Here is a 17888-nt window from a genome sequence, read left to right on the forward strand (position 1 = left end):
AAACTAAACAGTGATGACAGCAAAGGGGTCTGTAGTGAGATAAAACGCTGGATTTTGATGGTGGTAAACACTTCCGCATCCGCTTTAACTTTTGTTACGGGCAGCCACTCTGTAAAGACCAGAAATCAGAAGTCGCATATTGGGTAATTGATAAATGACAAGGCGCACTGTGCCTGTTGGTGTCAATAGCGGCCGTAGAGCAGTCCCTGACAATACAGTTAAATTCCGCGCTCAGCGGGACTTACAAAAGTCACTGGAAAACCATCGTCAGTCGGTCATCAACGATATGCGGCGCCGCTAGCACAGTCTCGAACGTAGATTAGCGCTGGCGCTGGCTGAGATTCATCATGATCAGGTGGTGGAGTCCGATGAAAATCTCCTCTCTAGGCTGGCACGCATCCATAATGCCGTCAGCAATCCGTCGGGCGGCGGCTGGCTGTTTCTGGTTCAAGGGGCACGGGAGACGGTATTCGGCCAGCGCGCCGGTGCCGTCACTGTCTTTCCCTCAGAGGTGTCCCGCTGGTCATACAGCGAAGGGCAAAGGGGGAGCGCAACCGGAAAACCCACGGGAAAAAATGGCAGCAGCGGCGGCAAAATCGGAGTGCGGTACTTTGACGAGGCCGATGGCTGGACAAAGACGACAAACGTTGATCACTACAGCCCCTCTCTGGCCCATCGCTATACCCAGCCGGCAAAAACGACCCCTGAGTAGCAGGCAAAATCCCGAAAAACGCAGGCTAAGCTTAATGAGCAGAAAATGACGCTGAGCGGTCAGTGCCGGCCTCAGCATGTGTCAATCACGGCAGAATGCGGCGTGGCAACGTCAGGCTTTGGTGTGCGGGAGGACAGGGACTGCGTGATAGAACCGCTCGAGTTTTCACTGACGCCATCCGGTTTCAGTTACACGTGCAATCTGGTAACAGACTTTAAAAACAATAAAGTGTCTTCTCGAGATTAATTCCAGAGGTACTGATTATTTTAATTAATTGTTGAATTTAAATTATTACTTAATTCTACTTCCCGATTTATTCTTCAATTACCCATTCAGGCGTGCTTTATTTTACAATATAGAAGGACCGTGATTTTAAGTTCATTCGGTTGGTTGAGGTGTAGTTTCATTTTGCATTTTCTTACCAGAAATCAAAGTTAGCAGTATTCCAGCAGCAAGTGGTAGCATCAGCAATAGTGAACACTGAGAAAATCCGTGGCCGTAGATTATTTCTTCAAGAATTACTGCTACCACCGGGAAGATCAGAAAAACGAGTGAGGCGCTAAAAGCGCCAGCTTTCTTCTGAAGGCCAAAGTAACATAAAATTCCAAACACACCTGCAAATGAACCGAGATAAAATGTTGCCCACACAGAGCTTAATGAAAATGAGCTTACCAGTGGGGTTTCAAGCAGACTACCCAGAGTCAGAAGTAATACCCCTGCGGCCAGACATGGCAGTGCATTGAAGGTAATCACTGACACAGTGCAACTCCTTTGCTTGCACTTGGCATAGAGAATGGCATGCATGATGACCGCGACTATGAGTGCCGTAACACCCTGCCAGCTGCTGTTAATGTCAGATTCAGACTCGCTTATAAGAATCAATGCGAGAGATACTGTTGCTATGATAAGTCCTGCAATTTGTACAGCATTTGTTCTTGTCTTTAAAATCAGCAGGGATGTCAACATGACGGCTACAGGCATAAACGAAAAAATGACAGAAGCGAGGCCAGAGCTTACGAATTTTTCGCCATATATCATCAACGTAAATGGCACAGAAAAATAGAATAGAGTTATTGTCGCCTGAAACATTCTCTGACCTTTTGGGAAGAGAAGTGGAGTCTTACTGATTTTCGCAATGATAATCAGAAAAGGTGCTGCGAACAGGAACCGCATGCCTGTTGCGAACAAAGGTGGGATTGTGGTGACCGCAATTTGCATTGCCAGCCAGGTGGTGCTCCAGGTTAATGTGACAATAATAAATAATGTAATTACAGCAATTCTTTGCATATGCATCTCCTTTAAAAATAGGAGTTTATAAAATTAGAGGGGGGAAGAAATTGCATTTTCTTTATTAATTTTTCATACACGGAGAATGATTTTCTCTTTTTAAGAATTTTTTATTTTTTCCGGGTGAATATTGTACAAAGGATATATTTAATTTAATGGTTCAAATCGCCTTACAGGTAAGCATTTATATGGTGCAGCGCACCTGCGCCAGTCAGGCGGATGCGGTGCCGCCTGTTGAAACGGAAATGGAAAATGACGATGCTTTCTGCGAAAGAATTCAGCTTTCATGGACGCAGATGAAAACGGCCGGGGGACGTATCGCCTACCGTTTTCATGCCAAATCAACTGATCGAGATGTGTTAGATGCCGGTGCCTAAGGTCCAACGACGTACGGACGGGCCGGTAAGGTGGGTGTTTATGTGTTCTCCAGAACGGGAAACGGGCTGTCGGGACGGCTAATGCTGGATAAGGTGGCCAGCATGATGAGCGCAGATGAGGTACGCCCGCTGACGGATTTTGTCAGTATGCCGAGCATCGAAATCGCCGAGTACACCCTGACGGCGGACGCATCGACCAGCTTACAACGTTACGGGCGAAGATATCCATAACTGCCATATACAACCATTCCTGTCAGGTACGGATTTAATTGATATCTGTTACACATACCTAATTGGCCCGGACAACAGTAAGCTGCCGCTGCACTCGATTAGCGACAACCACCGAAGATCGGCTGGCGATAAGACGCGGAGCTTTATAGTCTCGTGCAGCTTTGATTCAGGTCAGTTGCATAATGCGGCACATCAGGATTTGCCGCAGGTTTCCTTGAGGTTGTCCAGATATACCGGAATGAAGGAATGAGCGTATATCTGGGCTTATAAACGCTCTGTGCCAATAGCCTTATTCCTGTGATAAAGGGATGCTGGCAGTAACATAGACGGACTATAAAAACTTAGGAAAAACGGCGTTGACGAATGATCACGCCATCAAACACTATATTTAACATAAGATGTATTATGAGCATTTTGATTGTGACACCAATATAGTAATGTCACTTTTTAACCATTTAGAAATGTCACTTTTTGCGGCATAAGGGATGAATCTTATGCTACAAAAAGGACATTCGAATGTTGGTGACTATGTCAGATAAGGAATTACACCGGGCCAGCGTCATTCAGGCCGTTGTTGAAAAACGTTTGCGCCGTCGCGATGCAGCCATTCAGCTGGATCTTACTGAACGCCAAGTTCAGCGCCTTATGAACTGCTACCGCGAGTCTGGTGCTGCGGGGCTGGTTCACGGGCACCGGGGAAATCAGGGCAACCACAATCTGCCGGAGTCGTTCAGATTGCGTGTGCTGGCTCTGCTGCATGAAAATTACAGTGATTTCGGGCCAACGCTGGCAGCAGAAAAGCTCAGAGAACGGCACGAGATTGTTGTTTCCGTTGAAACGCTACGCAAATGGATGATCGCGAGTGGCCTGTGGGTTCCTTACGTCAGGCGTAAACCTCGTGTATATCAGCCCCGCAACCGGCGTGACTGCCTTGGAGAACTAATCCAAATCGACGGATCACCTCATGACTGGTTTGAAGGACGCGCTCCGAAATGCTGTCTGCTCGTCTTTGTTGATGATGCAACCGGCCAGCTGATGCACCTGCGTTTCGGGGAAACCGAATCCGCGTTTGATTATATGCTGGCCACCCGCGAATACATTGACAAGCACGGTAAGCCCCTGGTTTTTTACAGCGATAAACACGGGGTTTTCCGTGTTAACCACCCGAATGGGGCAAAGACGGGAACAACGCAGTTCGGACGGTTACTTCATGATATCGGTGTGGATCTAATCTGTGCCAACAGTCCTCAAGCAAAAGGCCGGGTCGAACGGGCTAATCAGACGCTACAGGACCGGCTTATCAAAGAAATGCGTCTGGCAGGGATCTGCAGTATTGAGCAAGCCAATGCCTGGTTAGAAACCTTTATTGATAGTTTTAACGGTCGTTTTGCCCGTGTGCCCAGATTCCCTAAAAATCTGCACCGGCCGATCACTGAAAGTGTTGAGGAACTTGATGACATGTTTGCCTGGCAGGAAACAAGAAAACTCACCAAATCACTGACATTCCGTTATGACAAAATTATTTACCTGGTTGAACCGACAGAAGAAAACTCACGCCTTGCTGGCGAAAATATCATGGTATATGACTATCCAGACGGCACTTTAGCCTTTAAATATGCCCACCGCTCACTGAAATATCATGCGTTCGACAAACTTGACTGCATTGACCAGGGAAAAATAGTTGACAACAAACGCCTCGGTACGGTGCTGAAACTGGCACAGGATAAAATGGATGAGCTGGACCGTCAGGGCAAACGCGAACGAAGCAAAAGCATGCCGAAACGCCGGGCACAGGCCCGTGTTCAGGAACAACTCAAAGCCATCAATCCTGTTCTGGTCAATCCAGAAGAGTTCAGAGCAAGTCTTAAAAGATAGCGTTGGCTGATATGCTCCAGACTGAATACAAAATTAATTAGCCATTGATAGTAATCAGTTATCTATTTTTTTGATTGTAGGTATTTTTCTGCATGACTGAAGCACTTGTTAAAAAGCATATCCATATGTCTTTTATCTTCAGGCGTCTGTGGTGGATATTGTTTCGGTACATCAACGGTATTTGTAACTCTGTTTACTTTACCTGCAAGGCCGACAGGCCTCCCTTTTGAATCATTATAGATGCGCCCATCGGCAGCAGTATGCTGAGTTGATGATGATTTACTAACGTTCATGGCATACCTCGTAGCAGAGTGTGAAGTGATGAATTATTAAAAATAATAGCCAGAAGGAAGATCTTTTTTCAAATGGAATTTAAGCCATTCCCTACAAAAGTGACATTTCTATTTTGGGGGATTGCGTGACATTTTAAACTTGCAATAACATTGATGTGGCCGCTAAATTCAGATAATCGCCTTAATTATATTTAGATGACATAAAATCCGTTTAGAGATTTCCCCGGATGATTATTTATCTGATGAAGGCTTGCGGTCCATAGTGCTCTACGATGGTTGAAGTTAACGACGTCATGATTTTGCAAAATGTTATCGTTGGCAGATTCACTCTGTTTGATGGTGGTAGGTAATCTTCACGTATGGTTAGATACAAAAGCGAAGAGCCCGACAGGCAGAACCTTTCATACGTAACCGGCTTCGCCGGGCTACCGGCGCCATGTGGCAAGTTCGACCTGCCGGGCATCAGCTGGCGCCTACATGCGCTGTCGCGCATAAAACCTGATTCAGTGCAGGAGATATCCTCATGCAGAACGTTGATGATGACGAAGTTCAGTCCACTTACCGGGAAGCGTGCAGACTCACCGGCATGGTTTGTCTGAGGAAAGCGAGTGATGGCGACGTAATCAGCCGCGAATAGATCAAACGTGATCTTATACTTTTGCTAAGAGCACGTATGGAACGAAGTGATGAGGTTGAAGCCGCTCTCATGTTTGCGATTGAGCAGTTGATGGAACCGCCGCCTTAGCAATATAGATTTTGGCAACGCAGACAGTTGCAGGCACGTCCGGGTTTGTTTACCCGGGGCCAGGAACCTGAAAGTCATACTTAACTATTCCTGCTTCTGAAGAAAACCCGGAACTGAGCCTGCCGATTTGGTCTGGCTCATAAGCTCTTCCCAGTCATCAGGCGGATTACCTGCTTTAAGCATTGAGGCAAATACTCTGTAGGCGTCGTTTTTAGAACCGTAAGCACGTAGGGTATCGAAATCGTTTACCCAGCAAATTATGATGGTTTTATGTTCCTCACTGCAGCGAAAAAACAGCCTGAACTGTTGCATAAACTTTGCCCTGAACCAGTGCTTGTTATTATGGCCAAGGGTGGTACCTTGCCGAAACTGCGTATCAAGAGGATTAACTGATATTTTGTCCTTTATGACCTTTTCAATCGCCGCCAGAAGCTTTGTCTCCTTCTTGCGCTGATATTCGTCAGGTTGGGATTTTTGCAGATCCGCCACACATTGTGCCAGTGAACTAATCTGCTTCAGGAAACAATCATGAAAACAGATTTTCCAGCCATTCAGTTCTAAACTTTCCATGCGCCCTATCTCTTACTGTAAAATTAATCGTCAGTAAGCGGCACGTCCAAATCGACTTCAACTCCTGCAGTGAGTGTCTGAATGCCCGCCCAGAATTCGGTTGGCACCTGGTGAATATTTTGCGGGTTTTTCATCATGTCATTCTCAAGAAAGTTGAGGAACTGCGACACAACAGGGTCGTCTTGTTCATCTTCATTCCGGGACATAATAACTTTGCCGCCAGCCAGGAGAGTGTAATGAATATACTCGCCGGGCTTCAGATGCAAAGCGTCTCGTATCACTGCAGGGATCGTTGTCTGACTACGTTCTGTGAGTCGGGACTCAGCACGCAGTGACACGTCCGCCATTCTAAAGTTATTAACCATTCTATAAACCTCTTAACTCTGAACTGTGTACGTTTACCGGCGGGCACTAGCTGTGGCGACCGATATTTTTGACGACAATCATGAGTTCAACTTCGTTGTTGCCAACGTGGGCCCGGTATCAGATTGCTTTGATACTGCCGGGCGTTAACGCCTTTCGGCATTATATAAGAGGATCTCTGCTGGACGCTTTCCATGATCAGCAAGAGCTCAATTCAATTCGTACCCAGAAGAGGATGACCTGTTGTCACCCCAGTACTGCGCAACGGTTGCATACATCCATGACATGCAGGGTTAGTATAATGCAAATGCATTGTGCAATGCAAGTGCATTACTGCCCGGTTTGCCCAGTAAAAAAATCCAGCGATGCTGGTAAACCGTCATAACGCTGTGAAACTTTTGAATTTTTTAGAAATTCCATCTGGAAAAGTCGGCATCAGGTGGGTGCGATTTGACGGAAAAACCACGATTTCTGCTTCATGAGCGTACATTGTCGGTATCTTACCGGTAAGCGCAACCACAGAAGCGGTAATCCATTTCAGTTTGACTGTAGACTGGAGCGATAAACCGGTACTCACACTGTAAATCATATCCGCAGAGTCTAGATGCTTAGTAAGTTGCTCACGCAAGCGAGGAACCATCAAAATGTGCGAACGAATAATTATCGGACAGCCCCGTTTATGACTCTCGTCTTTAACAAATTTGAATAATTTTGAAATAACCTTTCCCCACATTTCATTCCCGACGATAGCCTGAAGTTTCAGGCCCACATAGTATCGCCCAACTCTGTACGCTTTTCTGCTCCACAATTTAAAAAAAATCCCGTCCGAAGGTTGCGCAGTGAAATAGCTACCCTTCCTGAGAGTTTTGAATACACCTAAGTAATAATTAATGGCAAGTAAAAGTAACACAAACGTCGTCAACAATATCGAACGAACTGACACAACTAATCCATCAACATAGCCGTTATAGGTTTCAGCGCATACAGAAAAAAAAACCAACCAGAAACAGAAAAAAACGCTATAAATCAGCGACCAAGTCAGAAAAACATTGCGCCTGAGCTCTTTCTTGCAGACCCTTTCCTGTTTAACAGTTCCGTTTTTTTTTGAGCGTTCAGGTTCAGAAAAATTTTCAAAATCCCGTGCCTTCACATTATTGACTCCCCTAGTTTCAGTCTGATAAAGAATATCTCATTTGTAACGACAGTTAACTATGGAAACCTCAAACTCCCAATTTTTTTTATTTTTACTCTGACCTGCCCCCAGTATTTGATACAACCTTCAGTTAGTAATGTCGGTTGGTTTTTCTTCATGTTTCCCGTTTCGCCAGCCTGCTGCAAATTCAAACGGCGTCTGGTAATTCAGCGATGAATGAGGTCTGGACTCGTTATAGTCCTGCCGCCAGTCATTAATGATTCTCCGGGCATGGAGAATATCGCTGAACCAGTTCTCATTCAGGCATTCATCCCAAAAGCGTCCGTTAAAACTCTCAACAAATCCGTTCTGTGTCGGTTTACCGGGCTGAATAAGCCGCAGCTCCACAACATGCTCAAAGACCCGTTGACCGAGTGCGCGGCAGGTAAATTCCGGGCCCTGATCCGCTCTTATCGTCGCCGGATAGCCCCGAAAGAGCGCGATGCTGTCCAGAATAAGCGTGACCTGAACGCCTGAAATACCGAAAGCAACGGTGATTGTCAGACACGTCTTCGTGAAATCATCCACGCAGGTCAGGCACTTAATCCGGCAGCCGCTGGCAAGTGCATCCATGACAAAATCCATCGACCATGTCAGGTTCGGCGCATCCGGGCGGAGAAGCGGAAGCCGCTCAGTCGCCAGACCCTTACGGCGTCGCCTGCGTTTTACACCCAGACCGTTAAGGTGACAGATGCGGTAAACCCGCTTGTGGTTGACGTGAAGGCCCTCCCGACGCAATAACTGCCAGATGCGCCGGTAACCAAACCGGCGACGTTCAAGTGCCAGCTCTGTGATACGCAGAGACAGTTGCGCGTCAGCAGCCGGACGCTGAGCCGAATAACGGCAGGTTGAAAGGGACAGACCGGCCAGCCTGCAGGCACGGCGTTGCGACAGACCTGTTGTCTCGCACATGACTTCCACGGCTTCCCGCTTCTGGTCTGTCGTCAGAACTTTCGGTCCAGAGCCACCTGAAGCGCCTCCTTATCCAGCATGGCTTCTGCGAGTAGCTTCCTGAGTCTGGCGTTCTCTTCTTCAAGTGACTTGAGCCGCTTCACTTCGGGGACTTCCATGCCGCCAAACTTCTTGCGCCAGGTCTAAAAGGTAGCATCTGAAATAGCATGCTTACGGCAGAGTTCCCGGGCCGAAACCCGGGCTTCTGCCTCGCGGAGAATACTGATGATCTGTTCGTCGGAAAATCGCTTCTTCATGGGGATGTCCTCATGTGGCTTATGAAGACATTACTGACATCGCGGTGTGTTAATCAACGGGGAGCAGGTCACATCCAGCCTAAAAACCTCCGTCCCTTGCCACCATCCTTCTCTGCCTGCGCCATTCCTGCCACAGAATATCTTCTGCCCCAGATCTACTGCCCCAGATCTACTGCCATAAGGCCGTGTGCAGGCTGAAATCATGAAAATCGTTCGAATACGCCGCGAAATTAAAAGCGCTTTTATCCCAAGAAATGTGGCCCTGCACTGTCTCTCAAAAAAGTAGTGCGAGTCATCAGTGTCAGTAGTACTTTCATCGTATGCATTGCTGATGATTCTGAGGCCCTGTGAATGTGCAAGAAAAAGTTCAAACTGTTTTTGTACTATTTTGAGCGGAAGATAGTATGAAATTTCTCTCATTCTGTTGGTTTCTGGAGCGGGAAAGTCAGTTCTTGTCCTTAAGGTGCCATCCGGAAGTGGTTCACCCCAGTCTCCTGAGACTCTTACACATTTTTCCGCGAAAGTCTCAAGTAAAAAAACAGCCTCTATAGCATAAAGTCGTGCTGTTTTTTTTCTGGTACTGAGATGCAGGTTATAACCGTACAACAGCAGTGCTGTCAGAACAGCTATGACAAGAAGTGTTATAAAGATGAAGTAATTAATCAAGGTGTGCTGTCCTATAAGCTCATATATCATTCAAATCAACCGTGGTCTCTTTTAAGAAGAGACCTATAGATTCAATAAGTTGCGTAGTAAATGCCTCTTAGCGGCTTTTGATTTCTGACAATTGGTGTTGCCGTAGGTGAGAGAAGGCTTGTCGTTTATATAATTTCTGACCTGTAAGTTCTTGCTGTTACTGGTGCTGCATTTCGCTGCGATATTCCCTTTCGTAAAGCCACTGTCTATTAAAACTGAAAGAGGAAAATTAGTCCAAATGAACTTCCTTTTCATAAACACTCCTTATAATTTATTTTTTTGAGATTTTATTTGTGCGCAAATGCGATTAGATAACAAAGAACATTCAAGATAAAGCAATCATAACACGGCGAGCAAAAAAACCCTTTACTTTAAATGGGTTTGAATGCTTGTTTCGCAAGCATAAATGTTCGTAAGACTCTGTTATATTTAACTTTAAAATCATATAACTTGATGTAGATCAAAGAAAAAACGAATTTAAATTACTTGCAACCATCATTAATTAAATTTTGATAGAATTAAGCTATCAAGATGGATGAGATCGATCAATTTAAATGAATTTACTCATAGGGATTGATCATTTAAATAAAGGAAAACTTTGCATATACCGCTAATTTCGTTTTTATTCCCTTACAATTTTGGCGCTAATTTCTCTCCGTGTAGGCGGCATATTTCTGAGGCGTCAGTAATGTATTGCTCATTAATGAGAAAGCTCGTTTCGTCTGCTCTGATATTTATCCGGTTTTTACTGATATTATTCCCAACAGTTATTCTGACAGCGGTTTGTGGATTCTCGATGGTAATCACTTTTACCTGAACCCGCTGTCATGGACGAAAAATCACTTTAAGCCCTAATACTTAGCATTACTTCACCATGGAAGGCTACTACTCTCACCCTCGATGAGATGAAAGGGCAGCGAATATTTCTGTTACAGTCGAAATTACTGAAAACACTAAGTTAGGATGTTCCACCAGCAGAAAATACTGCCCCATATGTTTTGACGGCATGGGGGGCCTGAACGATGTCGTCACAGCCCAGCGGGCTGAGATCGCCGCCGCAAGCCGGACAGGCGGTTTCTGCCAGCGACAGCGTTAAGTTACCCGCGGGTGTGCCGAGTCATGCTGTCCACCCAGCCCCACCGCCATCTCTTCCTGCTGGGCGCTGATGCGCTCTTCCGCCTCGCGCACCTGACGCTGCGTTTTCTCGTGCAGCTTTTTGGAGCTTTGCCCATTCATACCATCCGTCAGCAGGCACAACCGCCCTTCCCAGATGCCACAAAGGTTTGAACATCCGTCCAGTTGAGGCTGTCTCACCTCTGGCATCGATGAGCGGAGAATGTTTCCACCATCCCGGTGAGAATCCCCAGTAAACCGGCTTAATATGAAGCCGGCCATCACGTTCGTTCAGCAAAAGAACGCGGGTGGGGCAACGTTAAAGCGTTCCAGAGGCTCAGCGTCGAATGGCAGTTCATCCGGTGAGATGCCGGCTGATTCAGTTGAGCAAATAGTAGTAACCCTCTTTCTTTATCAACTGAGTATTCAAGAAAACCAATGTGGTTGAGCTGCTGTAGCGCATTTTTAACGATGGCGTTCTGGTTACCCAAGTGTGAGGTCAGCTGCAGGCGTTCACGAAGCCTGTCGAAGCCGATACGGTAAAAGGTGGGAGGAAGTTCAGCCAGATAGAGATAGAGCGCCTGCGCCGATTCCTTCCGAGACAATTTATGCAGCGCTTTCAGATACAGTCGCGGTTTGCCGTCTACCTGATACAGTGTATTGAGCTTTGAAGCAGGATCACCGGCACATCAAACGACGGACGCGACTGATGCCGGGATTCAAATCGTTCCGGCAGGCCCGGGGCCTGTTGGCAGGCATTGAGCTGGTAAACATGATCCGTAAAAGACAGCTTGATCATCCAGCGGGGGAAGCATTTTCACCTGCAGAGTAATTCTATCTGTTAAACAGACAGGATGACTTCTGCTGACCTGTTGTCGTTAATGCGACAGAACCCTTAGTTTTGCAGGTCTGGCTTAATCTCTCACTACTATCTCGCTGTCAGGATCATCTTTAAGGTAACGCTCCTCAGGGTGTGACCGCATATTCCAGCATCGTTCAATATAATCACGAAAGTGGTTGAAAAGGGTATTATGACGCGGATGCTGGCGCCATATAAGCCAGGCAGGCAAATCAGGTATACGCCACTCGGGCAAAACAGATACGAGTTCTCCCCGCGACAGATAAGGCGCAGCCAGCCAGCCGGGTGTTGCTAGGCTGATCCCCTTCCCCTTGAGGGCAAGATTGAACATGGCCAGCAAATTATTGGATGACAGGCCGTTTTCTGCTGAACTCTCCAGAAGATATGACTCCTCGCCACAGGAAAGCATCAGCGCGCCGGACAGTCCATTATTATGCATCCCTAAAAGGGTATGTCTTTCCAAATCACATGGATGTGAAATAGCAGGGTGCCGCCTCAGATAATCCGGACTTGCACAAATCAGGAGTTTTACCGGGCTGAGTTTTCTGTGAACCAGGTCTTCGCTCTCTATGCGCCCGCTGCGCAATACCACATCATCCAGTTCGGGGGAGTCGGAACGGAGATCAGTGCGCTCGCGTGCATCAAGAAACACCCTGACGTGAGGGTGGGCTTGGGTATAATCATGGCACCATTCACTTGCAAGAAATTCACACACGATGGCGGGGGCAGCCAGTCGGACGGCGCCTTTAATTTTTCCTTGCGGATTACGGATTTCCTCAAGCAACGCATGAAAGGATACTGTAATGTCCCTTGCCCGGTTAAGTGTAGTGACTCCAGCCTCTGTAAGCCTCATGCCCTGCGATGTCCGGGTAAAAAGTACGGTGTTGAGATATCGTTCAAAACGGCTGACGGATTTACTGACTGCGGCCGTACTCATATCTAGCTGACGAGCCGTCTCGGAAATACTCCCCGTTTCGGCCGTGCGAATAAAAATGAGCCAGTCACGCATGCCGCGGTTATTATCTTTGTCCATCGTTATCTCACTATAAATAAGTAGCATGACGGGATAATAGCAATTTTGAAGTTTCTGTCGCATAAACGACAACAGGTCAGCAGAAGCCATGCTGTCTGTTTAACAGATAAAATTGATCTGCAGGCGACAATGCTTCCCCCGCTGGATGATCAAGCTGTCCTTTACGGATCATGTTTACCAGCTCAATGCCTGCCAACAGGCCCCGGGCCTGCCGGAACGATTCGAATCCCGGCATCAGTCGCGTCCGTCGTTTGATGTGCCGGTGATCCTGCTCCTCAAGGTTGTTCAGATATTTGTTCTGCCTGACAGTGATGCTTCATTCATCTGATTTGTCGGCATTGAGTAGGGCCAACGCTGCCGTATTGGCACCACTTTTATCAGTGGTTACCGTTTCTGGCTCACCGTGATGGCGGATGGCCTTACGAAAGAAACGCAGGGCGGCGGCTGCATCACGCTTCGCCGTCAGCAGGAAATCTTTAGTCTGACCATCAGTATCGACCGCCCGGTACAGATATTTCCACTGCCCTCGGACCCGGATATATGTTTCATCCATTCGTCACCGGCGACCCCCAGCACGTTTATGCCTGCGGAACGTCTTATCCAGCAGGGGCACCATTGGTGAAGTGTGGAATGGTCAACGACAATACCCCACTCAGCCATAATTTCCTCCAGATTACGGATGCTCAGGGAATACCCCAGATACCAGCGGACACACTGCGCAATAATATCAACGGGAAAATGCAGACGTCTGAAAGATTTGCGGATCAAAGACATGGTCAGGAAATATTGTTAAAAAAACATGTTACCTGACGGTGTCATAATGCGACAGAACCTTAATGTGCCACTCTTTTCCAAAAAGTTAACGTTGCTTTAACCGCGGTTCCGTTTCCCCTCCTGCCTGATCTCTATATTATGCGCGCCTGTAGACGCAGAGGGGCGCTGAGTCCGTATAAGCGCGTTCCTATTGGAAACTACGGAGGGAATCATGACCATTTCTTCGTGCAGACACCACAGCCCAGTTAGTGCAAAGGATTTCATCAAGAGGCTGGGCCGCTATGGTTTTGTCGAATGTGCCGCCCTGCAGCGCTTTTTGCTGCTGGCATGCGACGAATATCCCGGGGAGTGCGAAACGCTCTATATATGGGCAAGGCTTTGTGAGTGTCTTGATCATCACGACAACGGCAGCGCATGGTTTGCTGATATGCGCAACATGAGGCTGTCAGCACGCTCTGCGCTTCAGCGCTGGCAGGTAAAGATGGGTACTGAAGTGGGCGTTTACCGCGCTCTGTTTACTTTTGATTAAGGCGGTTAAGGCGGTTAAGGTGGTTAAGGTGGTTAAGGGGATGAAATCGAAGCAGTCATGCAAGTCATTTTTTGGAACGGCCAGAACACTGCTGCTGGCGCTTGCGGTATGCATCCCGCTCAGCTGTATGGCAAAAGGCGGTATCACGGTCAGCGGCACACGTTTTATATTTCCCGCTAGCGCAACCCGCATCAGCGTGCGGATTGCTAATACTTCAGATGCGGATAACTACCTCATTCAGTCGTGGGTTGACGATGCGACAGGACATAAAAGTGGAAATTTCGTGGTCACCCCACCGCTGTATCTCAGTAAGCCTGACAGTGAAAACATGCTCAGCCTCATCCGCACAGGCGGAAGCTTTCCCGCTGACCGGGAGACGCTGTTTTACCTGATGGTTAAAGCCATCCCCTCAGTTGACGATAGCAGCAACACTGGCCAGGCCGTTATTCACGTGGCAACAGTGACGCAACTTAAACTATTTCTCCGACCGTCAGGGCTGAAGCCCGCTCCCGGAGAGGCTCCCCGACGTCTGACGTTCAGCCGCACAGGAAGCAGGTTGACAGTGCATAATCCGACGCCCTACTACCTCACGCTGACACATCTGAGTGCAGGAGCGAAGAATCTCAGTGACGTCATGGTTTCTCCGCTGAGCAGCACAACGCTGCCGCTGCCGCCCGGCAGCGGGTCGGTCCTGACCCTGCGCAGCATCAATGATTACGGTGGCGTAAGTGAACCACTTACGTTCAGCATACATTCTTGAATGTGCAGGGGCCGGGAACATGAAGAGAAGGCACAGACGAATAAAGCCGGGCCTAAGCAGGCTTGCATGCTGCGTGATGGCGTTACTCCCCTTCGGTGCAGACGCCGCGCTGCACTTCGAGCCATCAATGATTTCCGGCGAGTACAGCGTGGCGAACCTGTCAGCTTTCGAACAGGGGGCTGCTTTGCTCCCGGGCCGTTATCCCGTTGATATTTACGTGGACGGTAACCGGGTAGGGCGGCGAACGCTGGCGTTCAGCCTTGCCGACACCCCGGACCCGCATGACCACAGTGGGCTGCATGCCTGCCTGACCGGTGACGTTCTGGCTCTCACCGGCGTTAAGATGGCAGCGTTTCCGTCCCTCCAGCAGGCAAGCGCGGGCGGGTGTGTTCCCCTCGAGAAAATTATTCCCGGGTCGTTCATGACCTTTGACACAGATGCCATGCGTCTCAATATCAGCATTCCTCAGGCGGCCCTGGTGCACCGTCCACGGGGCTGGGTCTCTCCTGCGTACTGGGACGAGGGGATAAATGCCGCGCTTCTGGGCTGGCAGGTAAGTGGCAGCCGTAACGACGGTGAGTACGGAAACAGCAACAGCGAGTACCTTTACCTGACCAGTGGCCTGAACCTCGGGGCATGGCGGCTGAGGGACAACAGCACCTGGAGTCGCAGCGAGAACCCCTACCAGAGCCATAACCAGTGGCGACATATCAACACCTGGGCTGAGCGAACCATTATTCCGTGGCGCAGCGAACTGCTGCTGGGAGACGCCACCACCCGTGACACGATTTTCGACGCCTTTTCCTTTCAGGGGGTGAGACTGGCAACCAGTGACAGCATGTATCCGGAGAGCGTACGGTCGTATGCGCCAGTAATCAGAGGGGTAGCGTCCAGTAACGCCCGCGTCAGCGTTATTCAGAACGGCAACGTGATTTACCGGACCTTCGTGGCACCGGGTGCTTTTGTAATAGACGACCTGAATACCGTGAGCAGCGCCGGCGACCTGACTGTTGACGTCCGCGAAGCTGACGGCAGCCTGCGGGTTTTTACGGTGCCTTATTCATCCCTTCCCGTCCTGCAGCGGCAGGGTCATGTGCGTTACGCCCTGACAGGCGGTCGTTACCGGAGTGCCGGTCGCGACACGGAACTCCCCGCTTTTATGCAGGCAGAACTGCAGTGGGGGCTGCCCCACAACGTCACCGTTTACGGCGGCATGCTTCAGGCATCGCGATACCATTCAGTAGCGCTGGGAGCAGGTATTAATCTGGGGGAGTGGGGTGCCCTGTCAGCGGACCTGACGCAGGCCAACAGCATTCTGGCTGACCAGTCCCGCCACCAGGGGCAGTCGGTTCGTTTTCTTTATTCCCGTTCGCTGCTGACTACCGGAACCACCTTCCAGCTGGCCGGCTACCGGTACTCGACTCAGGGGTATCACACCTTCAGCGAAACCGCAGAGCGCAACATGTCGGGATGGAACGGTGACGACGTGGAGGTCGATGCGGCCGGCCGTCTCGTTCGTCCGGACTGGAGCCAGTATTACAACCTCTATAACAGCCGGCGGCAACAGGTCACCGTCAGTGTTTCCCAGTCGCTTGGAACGCTCGGTTCAGCCTATGTGAACGGCAGCCATCAGACATACTGGCAGACCGGCGCCAGCACCGACAGCCTGCAGGTGGGACTGAGCAGCACCTTTCACAGCGTTAACTGGAGTCTTTCATGGGGGTACAGCCACGTCAGCGGACAGCCGGATGCCGACCGCTCGCTTTACCTTGCGCTTTCAGTGCCGCTAGGCAGTTCAGGCCCGACCCCGGTTTATGTCAGCTCCAGCGCAAACCGCGACAGTGACGGGAACACGACAACGCAGGCTGCAGTCAGCGGGACAGCAGACAGTGAGCAGGTGTCATGGGCCGTCAGTCAGGGGTACGGACGCCGTGACGGCGACAGCGGCGACGCCAGTGTGGATTACAGCGGCACTGACGGCAGTCTGTCAGCCGGCTACGGTTACAGTCGGCATTACAGGCAGGTCCGCTACGGGGCCAGTGGCGGGGTAATACTGCACAGCGGCGGCGCCACATTCGGACAGCTGCCGGGAGAGACCAGCGTGCTCGTTGATGCGCAGGGCGCAGCCGGCGCGACTATTGCTGACGCACAGGGCATTCACACCGACAGCCGGGGCTATGCCATCGTCCCTTACGCCAGCAATTACATGAAAAATGACGTGGCGCTCGACGTCAGCACGCTGGATAACCATACCGACATCGACAATCCGGTGGTCAGCGTTGTGCCCACCGAGGGCGCCATTGTCCTGGCCCGTTTCCGTGTGCACCGTGGGGCTCACACACTGCTGACCGTGCTGCACAACGGCAAACCGTTACCCTTCGGAGCAACCGTGAGCAGCGGCAGTGGCGGCGGACTGGTGGGGGACGGCGGACAGGTCTACCTCACGGGCCTGTCATCACACGACACTCTGAAGGCAGAGTGGGGCACCGGACCGGACCAGCAGTGCAAAGTCCGGCTTAGCCTGCCGCCGGACGCGAATAACTTACCGTTGCTGCAGCAGCATGTTAACTGCAGATAAGCTTAACTCAGGGCATCAGGCCCTTCATACCATCAAAGGAAATAAATAATGAAACAATTTATCCGCTACTCACTTGCGCCGCTGGCAGCTCTTCCCCTGCTGGGCCTGTCTGTTGCCGCATGGGCAGACACTCCAGCCCCAGTGAGCACGAACGCCACCACTGTCAATATCAGCGCAACCGTGGTGGATAACACCTGTGAAGTGGACGCCGCCACTCCATGGACGCTGGGTAATATCAAGGTGAGCGACATCATGAATGGTGCGGCGGGGGCGGTTAAGCCGGTGACGATTGTACTGAAAAACTGCGGGACGGGTGTAAGCGGTATTGACGTTTCGACGGTTGACGCAGGTGTCGATGGGCAGGGTCTGATAGCAAATCAGGACAAAGCGACAGACAAGACATCTGCAAGCAACGTGCAAGCGCAGATTCTGGCCGGTGATAATGCAGTCGCCGCCGGTACAGCACTGACGCCCACAACTCCGGTTAAATTTAGAGAAAAAGGCGACACCCCACTTAAATTCAACGTAAAACTTCTGCCTGCAGGTGGTGCAAAGCCTACCGCAGGGAATTTCCTGGCTAACGTAGCTCTGAAGCTGGCCTACGAGTAACAGAATACAGGTTAACTTTCCGGGCCTTAAGGAGGATGGTCCATTGACGGCCCGGCAGGTTAAAAAGGGAAGAATAAGTCAATA

At 49.7% G+C, this 17888-nt stretch carries 14 protein-coding genes and 6 pseudogenes; 8 read left to right on the plus strand and 12 right to left on the minus strand.

What is annotated here, in order from left to right; all coding sequences use genetic code 11:
* The first annotated feature begins 358 nt into the window (after positions 1 to 358).
* Positions 359 to 712, plus strand: coding sequence for a hypothetical protein (locus GC087_RS24070; RefSeq protein WP_166504051.1), 354 nt, complete (start codon positions 359 to 361; stop codon positions 710 to 712).
* Between the two features lie 378 nt (positions 713 to 1090).
* Here the strand turns inward: GC087_RS24070 and GC087_RS24075 are convergent, their stop codons facing one another.
* On the minus strand, positions 1091 to 1999 hold the full coding sequence (locus GC087_RS24075) for a DMT family transporter (RefSeq protein WP_064352205.1): 909 nt from the start codon (positions 1997 to 1999) through the stop codon (positions 1091 to 1093).
* A gap of 245 nt (positions 2000 to 2244) precedes the next feature.
* On the opposite strand from GC087_RS24075, the pseudogene GC087_RS24080 reads away from it, so the two are divergent.
* A pseudogene (locus GC087_RS24080) lies at positions 2245 to 2607 on the plus strand (baseplate J/gp47 family protein).
* Here the strand turns inward: GC087_RS24080 and GC087_RS24085 are convergent.
* A pseudogene (locus tag GC087_RS24085) lies at positions 2561 to 2826 on the minus strand (IS3 family transposase); the annotation flags it as partial. The pseudogenes GC087_RS24080 and GC087_RS24085 sit on opposite strands and share 47 nt — an antisense overlap.
* 309 nt (positions 2827 to 3135) lie before the next feature.
* Here GC087_RS24085 and GC087_RS24090 point away from each other — a divergent pair.
* On the plus strand, positions 3136 to 4482 hold the full coding sequence (locus tag GC087_RS24090; RefSeq protein ID WP_324030623.1) for an ISNCY family transposase: 1347 nt from the start codon (positions 3136 to 3138) through the stop codon (positions 4480 to 4482).
* Between the two features lie 62 nt (positions 4483 to 4544).
* On the opposite strand, the gene GC087_RS24095 is transcribed toward GC087_RS24090, so the two are convergent.
* From GC087_RS24095 to GC087_RS24130, 8 genes and pseudogenes are all read right to left on the minus strand, one after another.
* Positions 4545 to 4775 carry a hypothetical protein gene (locus tag GC087_RS24095; protein WP_324028428.1) on the minus strand — a complete coding sequence of 77 codons (231 nt, stop codon included), beginning with the start codon at positions 4773 to 4775 and terminating at the stop codon, positions 4545 to 4547.
* Between the two features lie 829 nt (positions 4776 to 5604).
* Positions 5605 to 6090 (minus strand): type II toxin-antitoxin system YhaV family toxin, encoded by a 486-nt coding sequence (locus tag GC087_RS24100; RefSeq protein WP_064352207.1) that lies wholly within the window; start codon positions 6088 to 6090, stop codon positions 5605 to 5607.
* Between the two features lie 23 nt (positions 6091 to 6113).
* Positions 6114 to 6455 (minus strand): type II toxin-antitoxin system PrlF family antitoxin, encoded by a 342-nt coding sequence (locus tag GC087_RS24105; protein WP_082208507.1) that lies wholly within the window; start codon positions 6453 to 6455, stop codon positions 6114 to 6116.
* A gap of 377 nt (positions 6456 to 6832) precedes the next feature.
* Positions 6833 to 7603, minus strand: a complete 771-nt coding sequence (locus tag GC087_RS24110) for a hypothetical protein (protein ID WP_205957578.1) — start codon at positions 7601 to 7603, stop codon at positions 6833 to 6835.
* A gap of 129 nt (positions 7604 to 7732) precedes the next feature.
* A pseudogene (locus GC087_RS24115) lies at positions 7733 to 8853 on the minus strand (IS3 family transposase).
* Between the two features lie 30 nt (positions 8854 to 8883).
* Entirely contained in the window at positions 8884 to 9549 is a 666-nt protein-coding gene (locus GC087_RS24120) for a hypothetical protein (RefSeq protein ID WP_324030777.1), read from the minus strand.
* A 1092-nt stretch (positions 9550 to 10641) separates the two neighbouring features.
* The gene (locus GC087_RS24125; protein WP_415911229.1) at positions 10642 to 10785 is read right to left on the minus strand and encodes a hypothetical protein; all 144 of its coding nucleotides are present in this window, start codon (positions 10783 to 10785) and stop codon (positions 10642 to 10644) included.
* Positions 10772 to 11055 (minus strand): annotated as a pseudogene (locus GC087_RS24130) (SOS response-associated peptidase family protein); the annotation flags it as partial. The gene GC087_RS24125 and the pseudogene GC087_RS24130, both read right to left, overlap by 14 nt.
* A gap of 274 nt (positions 11056 to 11329) precedes the next feature.
* Between GC087_RS24130 and GC087_RS24135 the strand changes: the two are divergent.
* Positions 11330 to 11494, plus strand: a pseudogene (locus tag GC087_RS24135) (DDE-type integrase/transposase/recombinase); the annotation flags it as partial.
* An 82-nt stretch (positions 11495 to 11576) separates the two neighbouring features.
* Here GC087_RS24135 and GC087_RS24140 read toward each other — a convergent pair.
* Positions 11577 to 12554, minus strand: coding sequence for a LysR family transcriptional regulator (locus tag GC087_RS24140; protein WP_205957584.1), 978 nt, complete (start codon positions 12552 to 12554; stop codon positions 11577 to 11579).
* Between the two features lie 76 nt (positions 12555 to 12630).
* Positions 12631 to 13328: pseudogene (locus GC087_RS24145) on the minus strand (IS6 family transposase).
* A 211-nt stretch (positions 13329 to 13539) separates the two neighbouring features.
* Here GC087_RS24145 and GC087_RS24150 point away from each other — a divergent pair.
* The 4 genes from GC087_RS24150 (at position 13540) to GC087_RS24165 (ending at position 17804) form a co-directional block, all read left to right on the plus strand.
* On the plus strand, positions 13540 to 13857 hold the full coding sequence (locus GC087_RS24150; RefSeq protein WP_205957576.1) for a hypothetical protein: 318 nt from the start codon (positions 13540 to 13542) through the stop codon (positions 13855 to 13857).
* Between the two features lie 40 nt (positions 13858 to 13897).
* Positions 13898 to 14617 carry a fimbria/pilus periplasmic chaperone gene (locus tag GC087_RS24155; protein WP_064352214.1) on the plus strand — a complete coding sequence of 240 codons (720 nt, stop codon included), beginning with the start codon at positions 13898 to 13900 and terminating at the stop codon, positions 14615 to 14617.
* Between the two features lie 76 nt (positions 14618 to 14693).
* Positions 14694 to 17195, plus strand: coding sequence for a fimbria/pilus outer membrane usher protein (locus GC087_RS24160; protein ID WP_226376384.1), 2502 nt, complete (start codon positions 14694 to 14696; stop codon positions 17193 to 17195).
* A gap of 48 nt (positions 17196 to 17243) precedes the next feature.
* Entirely contained in the window at positions 17244 to 17804 is a 561-nt protein-coding gene (locus tag GC087_RS24165) for a fimbrial protein (protein WP_205957574.1), read from the plus strand.
* Positions 17805 to 17888 lie beyond the last annotated feature (84 nt).

The organism is Pantoea sp. JZ2 (assembly GCF_035191405.1).
GTDB classification, from domain to species: domain Bacteria; phylum Pseudomonadota; class Gammaproteobacteria; order Enterobacterales; family Enterobacteriaceae; genus Pantoea; species Pantoea stewartii.

Coding starts and splice junctions, on each gene's coding strand:
- GC087_RS24150 (WP_205957576.1), top strand. CDS start 13,540: ATGACCATTTCTTCGTGCAGACACCACAGCCCAGTTAGTGCAAAGGAT.
- GC087_RS24120 (WP_324030777.1), bottom strand. CDS start 9,549: ATGATATATGAGCTTATAGGACAGCACACCTTGATTAATTACTTCATC.
- GC087_RS24125 (WP_415911229.1), bottom strand. CDS start 10,785: ATGAATGGGCAAAGCTCCAAAAAGCTGCACGAGAAAACGCAGCGTCAG.
- GC087_RS24165 (WP_205957574.1), top strand. CDS start 17,244: ATGAAACAATTTATCCGCTACTCACTTGCGCCGCTGGCAGCTCTTCCC.
- GC087_RS24105 (WP_082208507.1), bottom strand. CDS start 6,455: ATGGTTAATAACTTTAGAATGGCGGACGTGTCACTGCGTGCTGAGTCC.
- GC087_RS24100 (WP_064352207.1), bottom strand. CDS start 6,090: ATGGAAAGTTTAGAACTGAATGGCTGGAAAATCTGTTTTCATGATTGT.
- GC087_RS24160 (WP_226376384.1), top strand. CDS start 14,694: ATGGCGTTACTCCCCTTCGGTGCAGACGCCGCGCTGCACTTCGAGCCA.
- GC087_RS24075 (WP_064352205.1), bottom strand. CDS start 1,999: ATGCAAAGAATTGCTGTAATTACATTATTTATTATTGTCACATTAACC.
- GC087_RS24140 (WP_205957584.1), bottom strand. CDS start 12,554: ATGGACAAAGATAATAACCGCGGCATGCGTGACTGGCTCATTTTTATT.
- GC087_RS24090 (WP_324030623.1), top strand. CDS start 3,136: ATGTCAGATAAGGAATTACACCGGGCCAGCGTCATTCAGGCCGTTGTT.
- GC087_RS24155 (WP_064352214.1), top strand. CDS start 13,898: ATGAAATCGAAGCAGTCATGCAAGTCATTTTTTGGAACGGCCAGAACA.
- GC087_RS24095 (WP_324028428.1), bottom strand. CDS start 4,775: ATGAACGTTAGTAAATCATCATCAACTCAGCATACTGCTGCCGATGGG.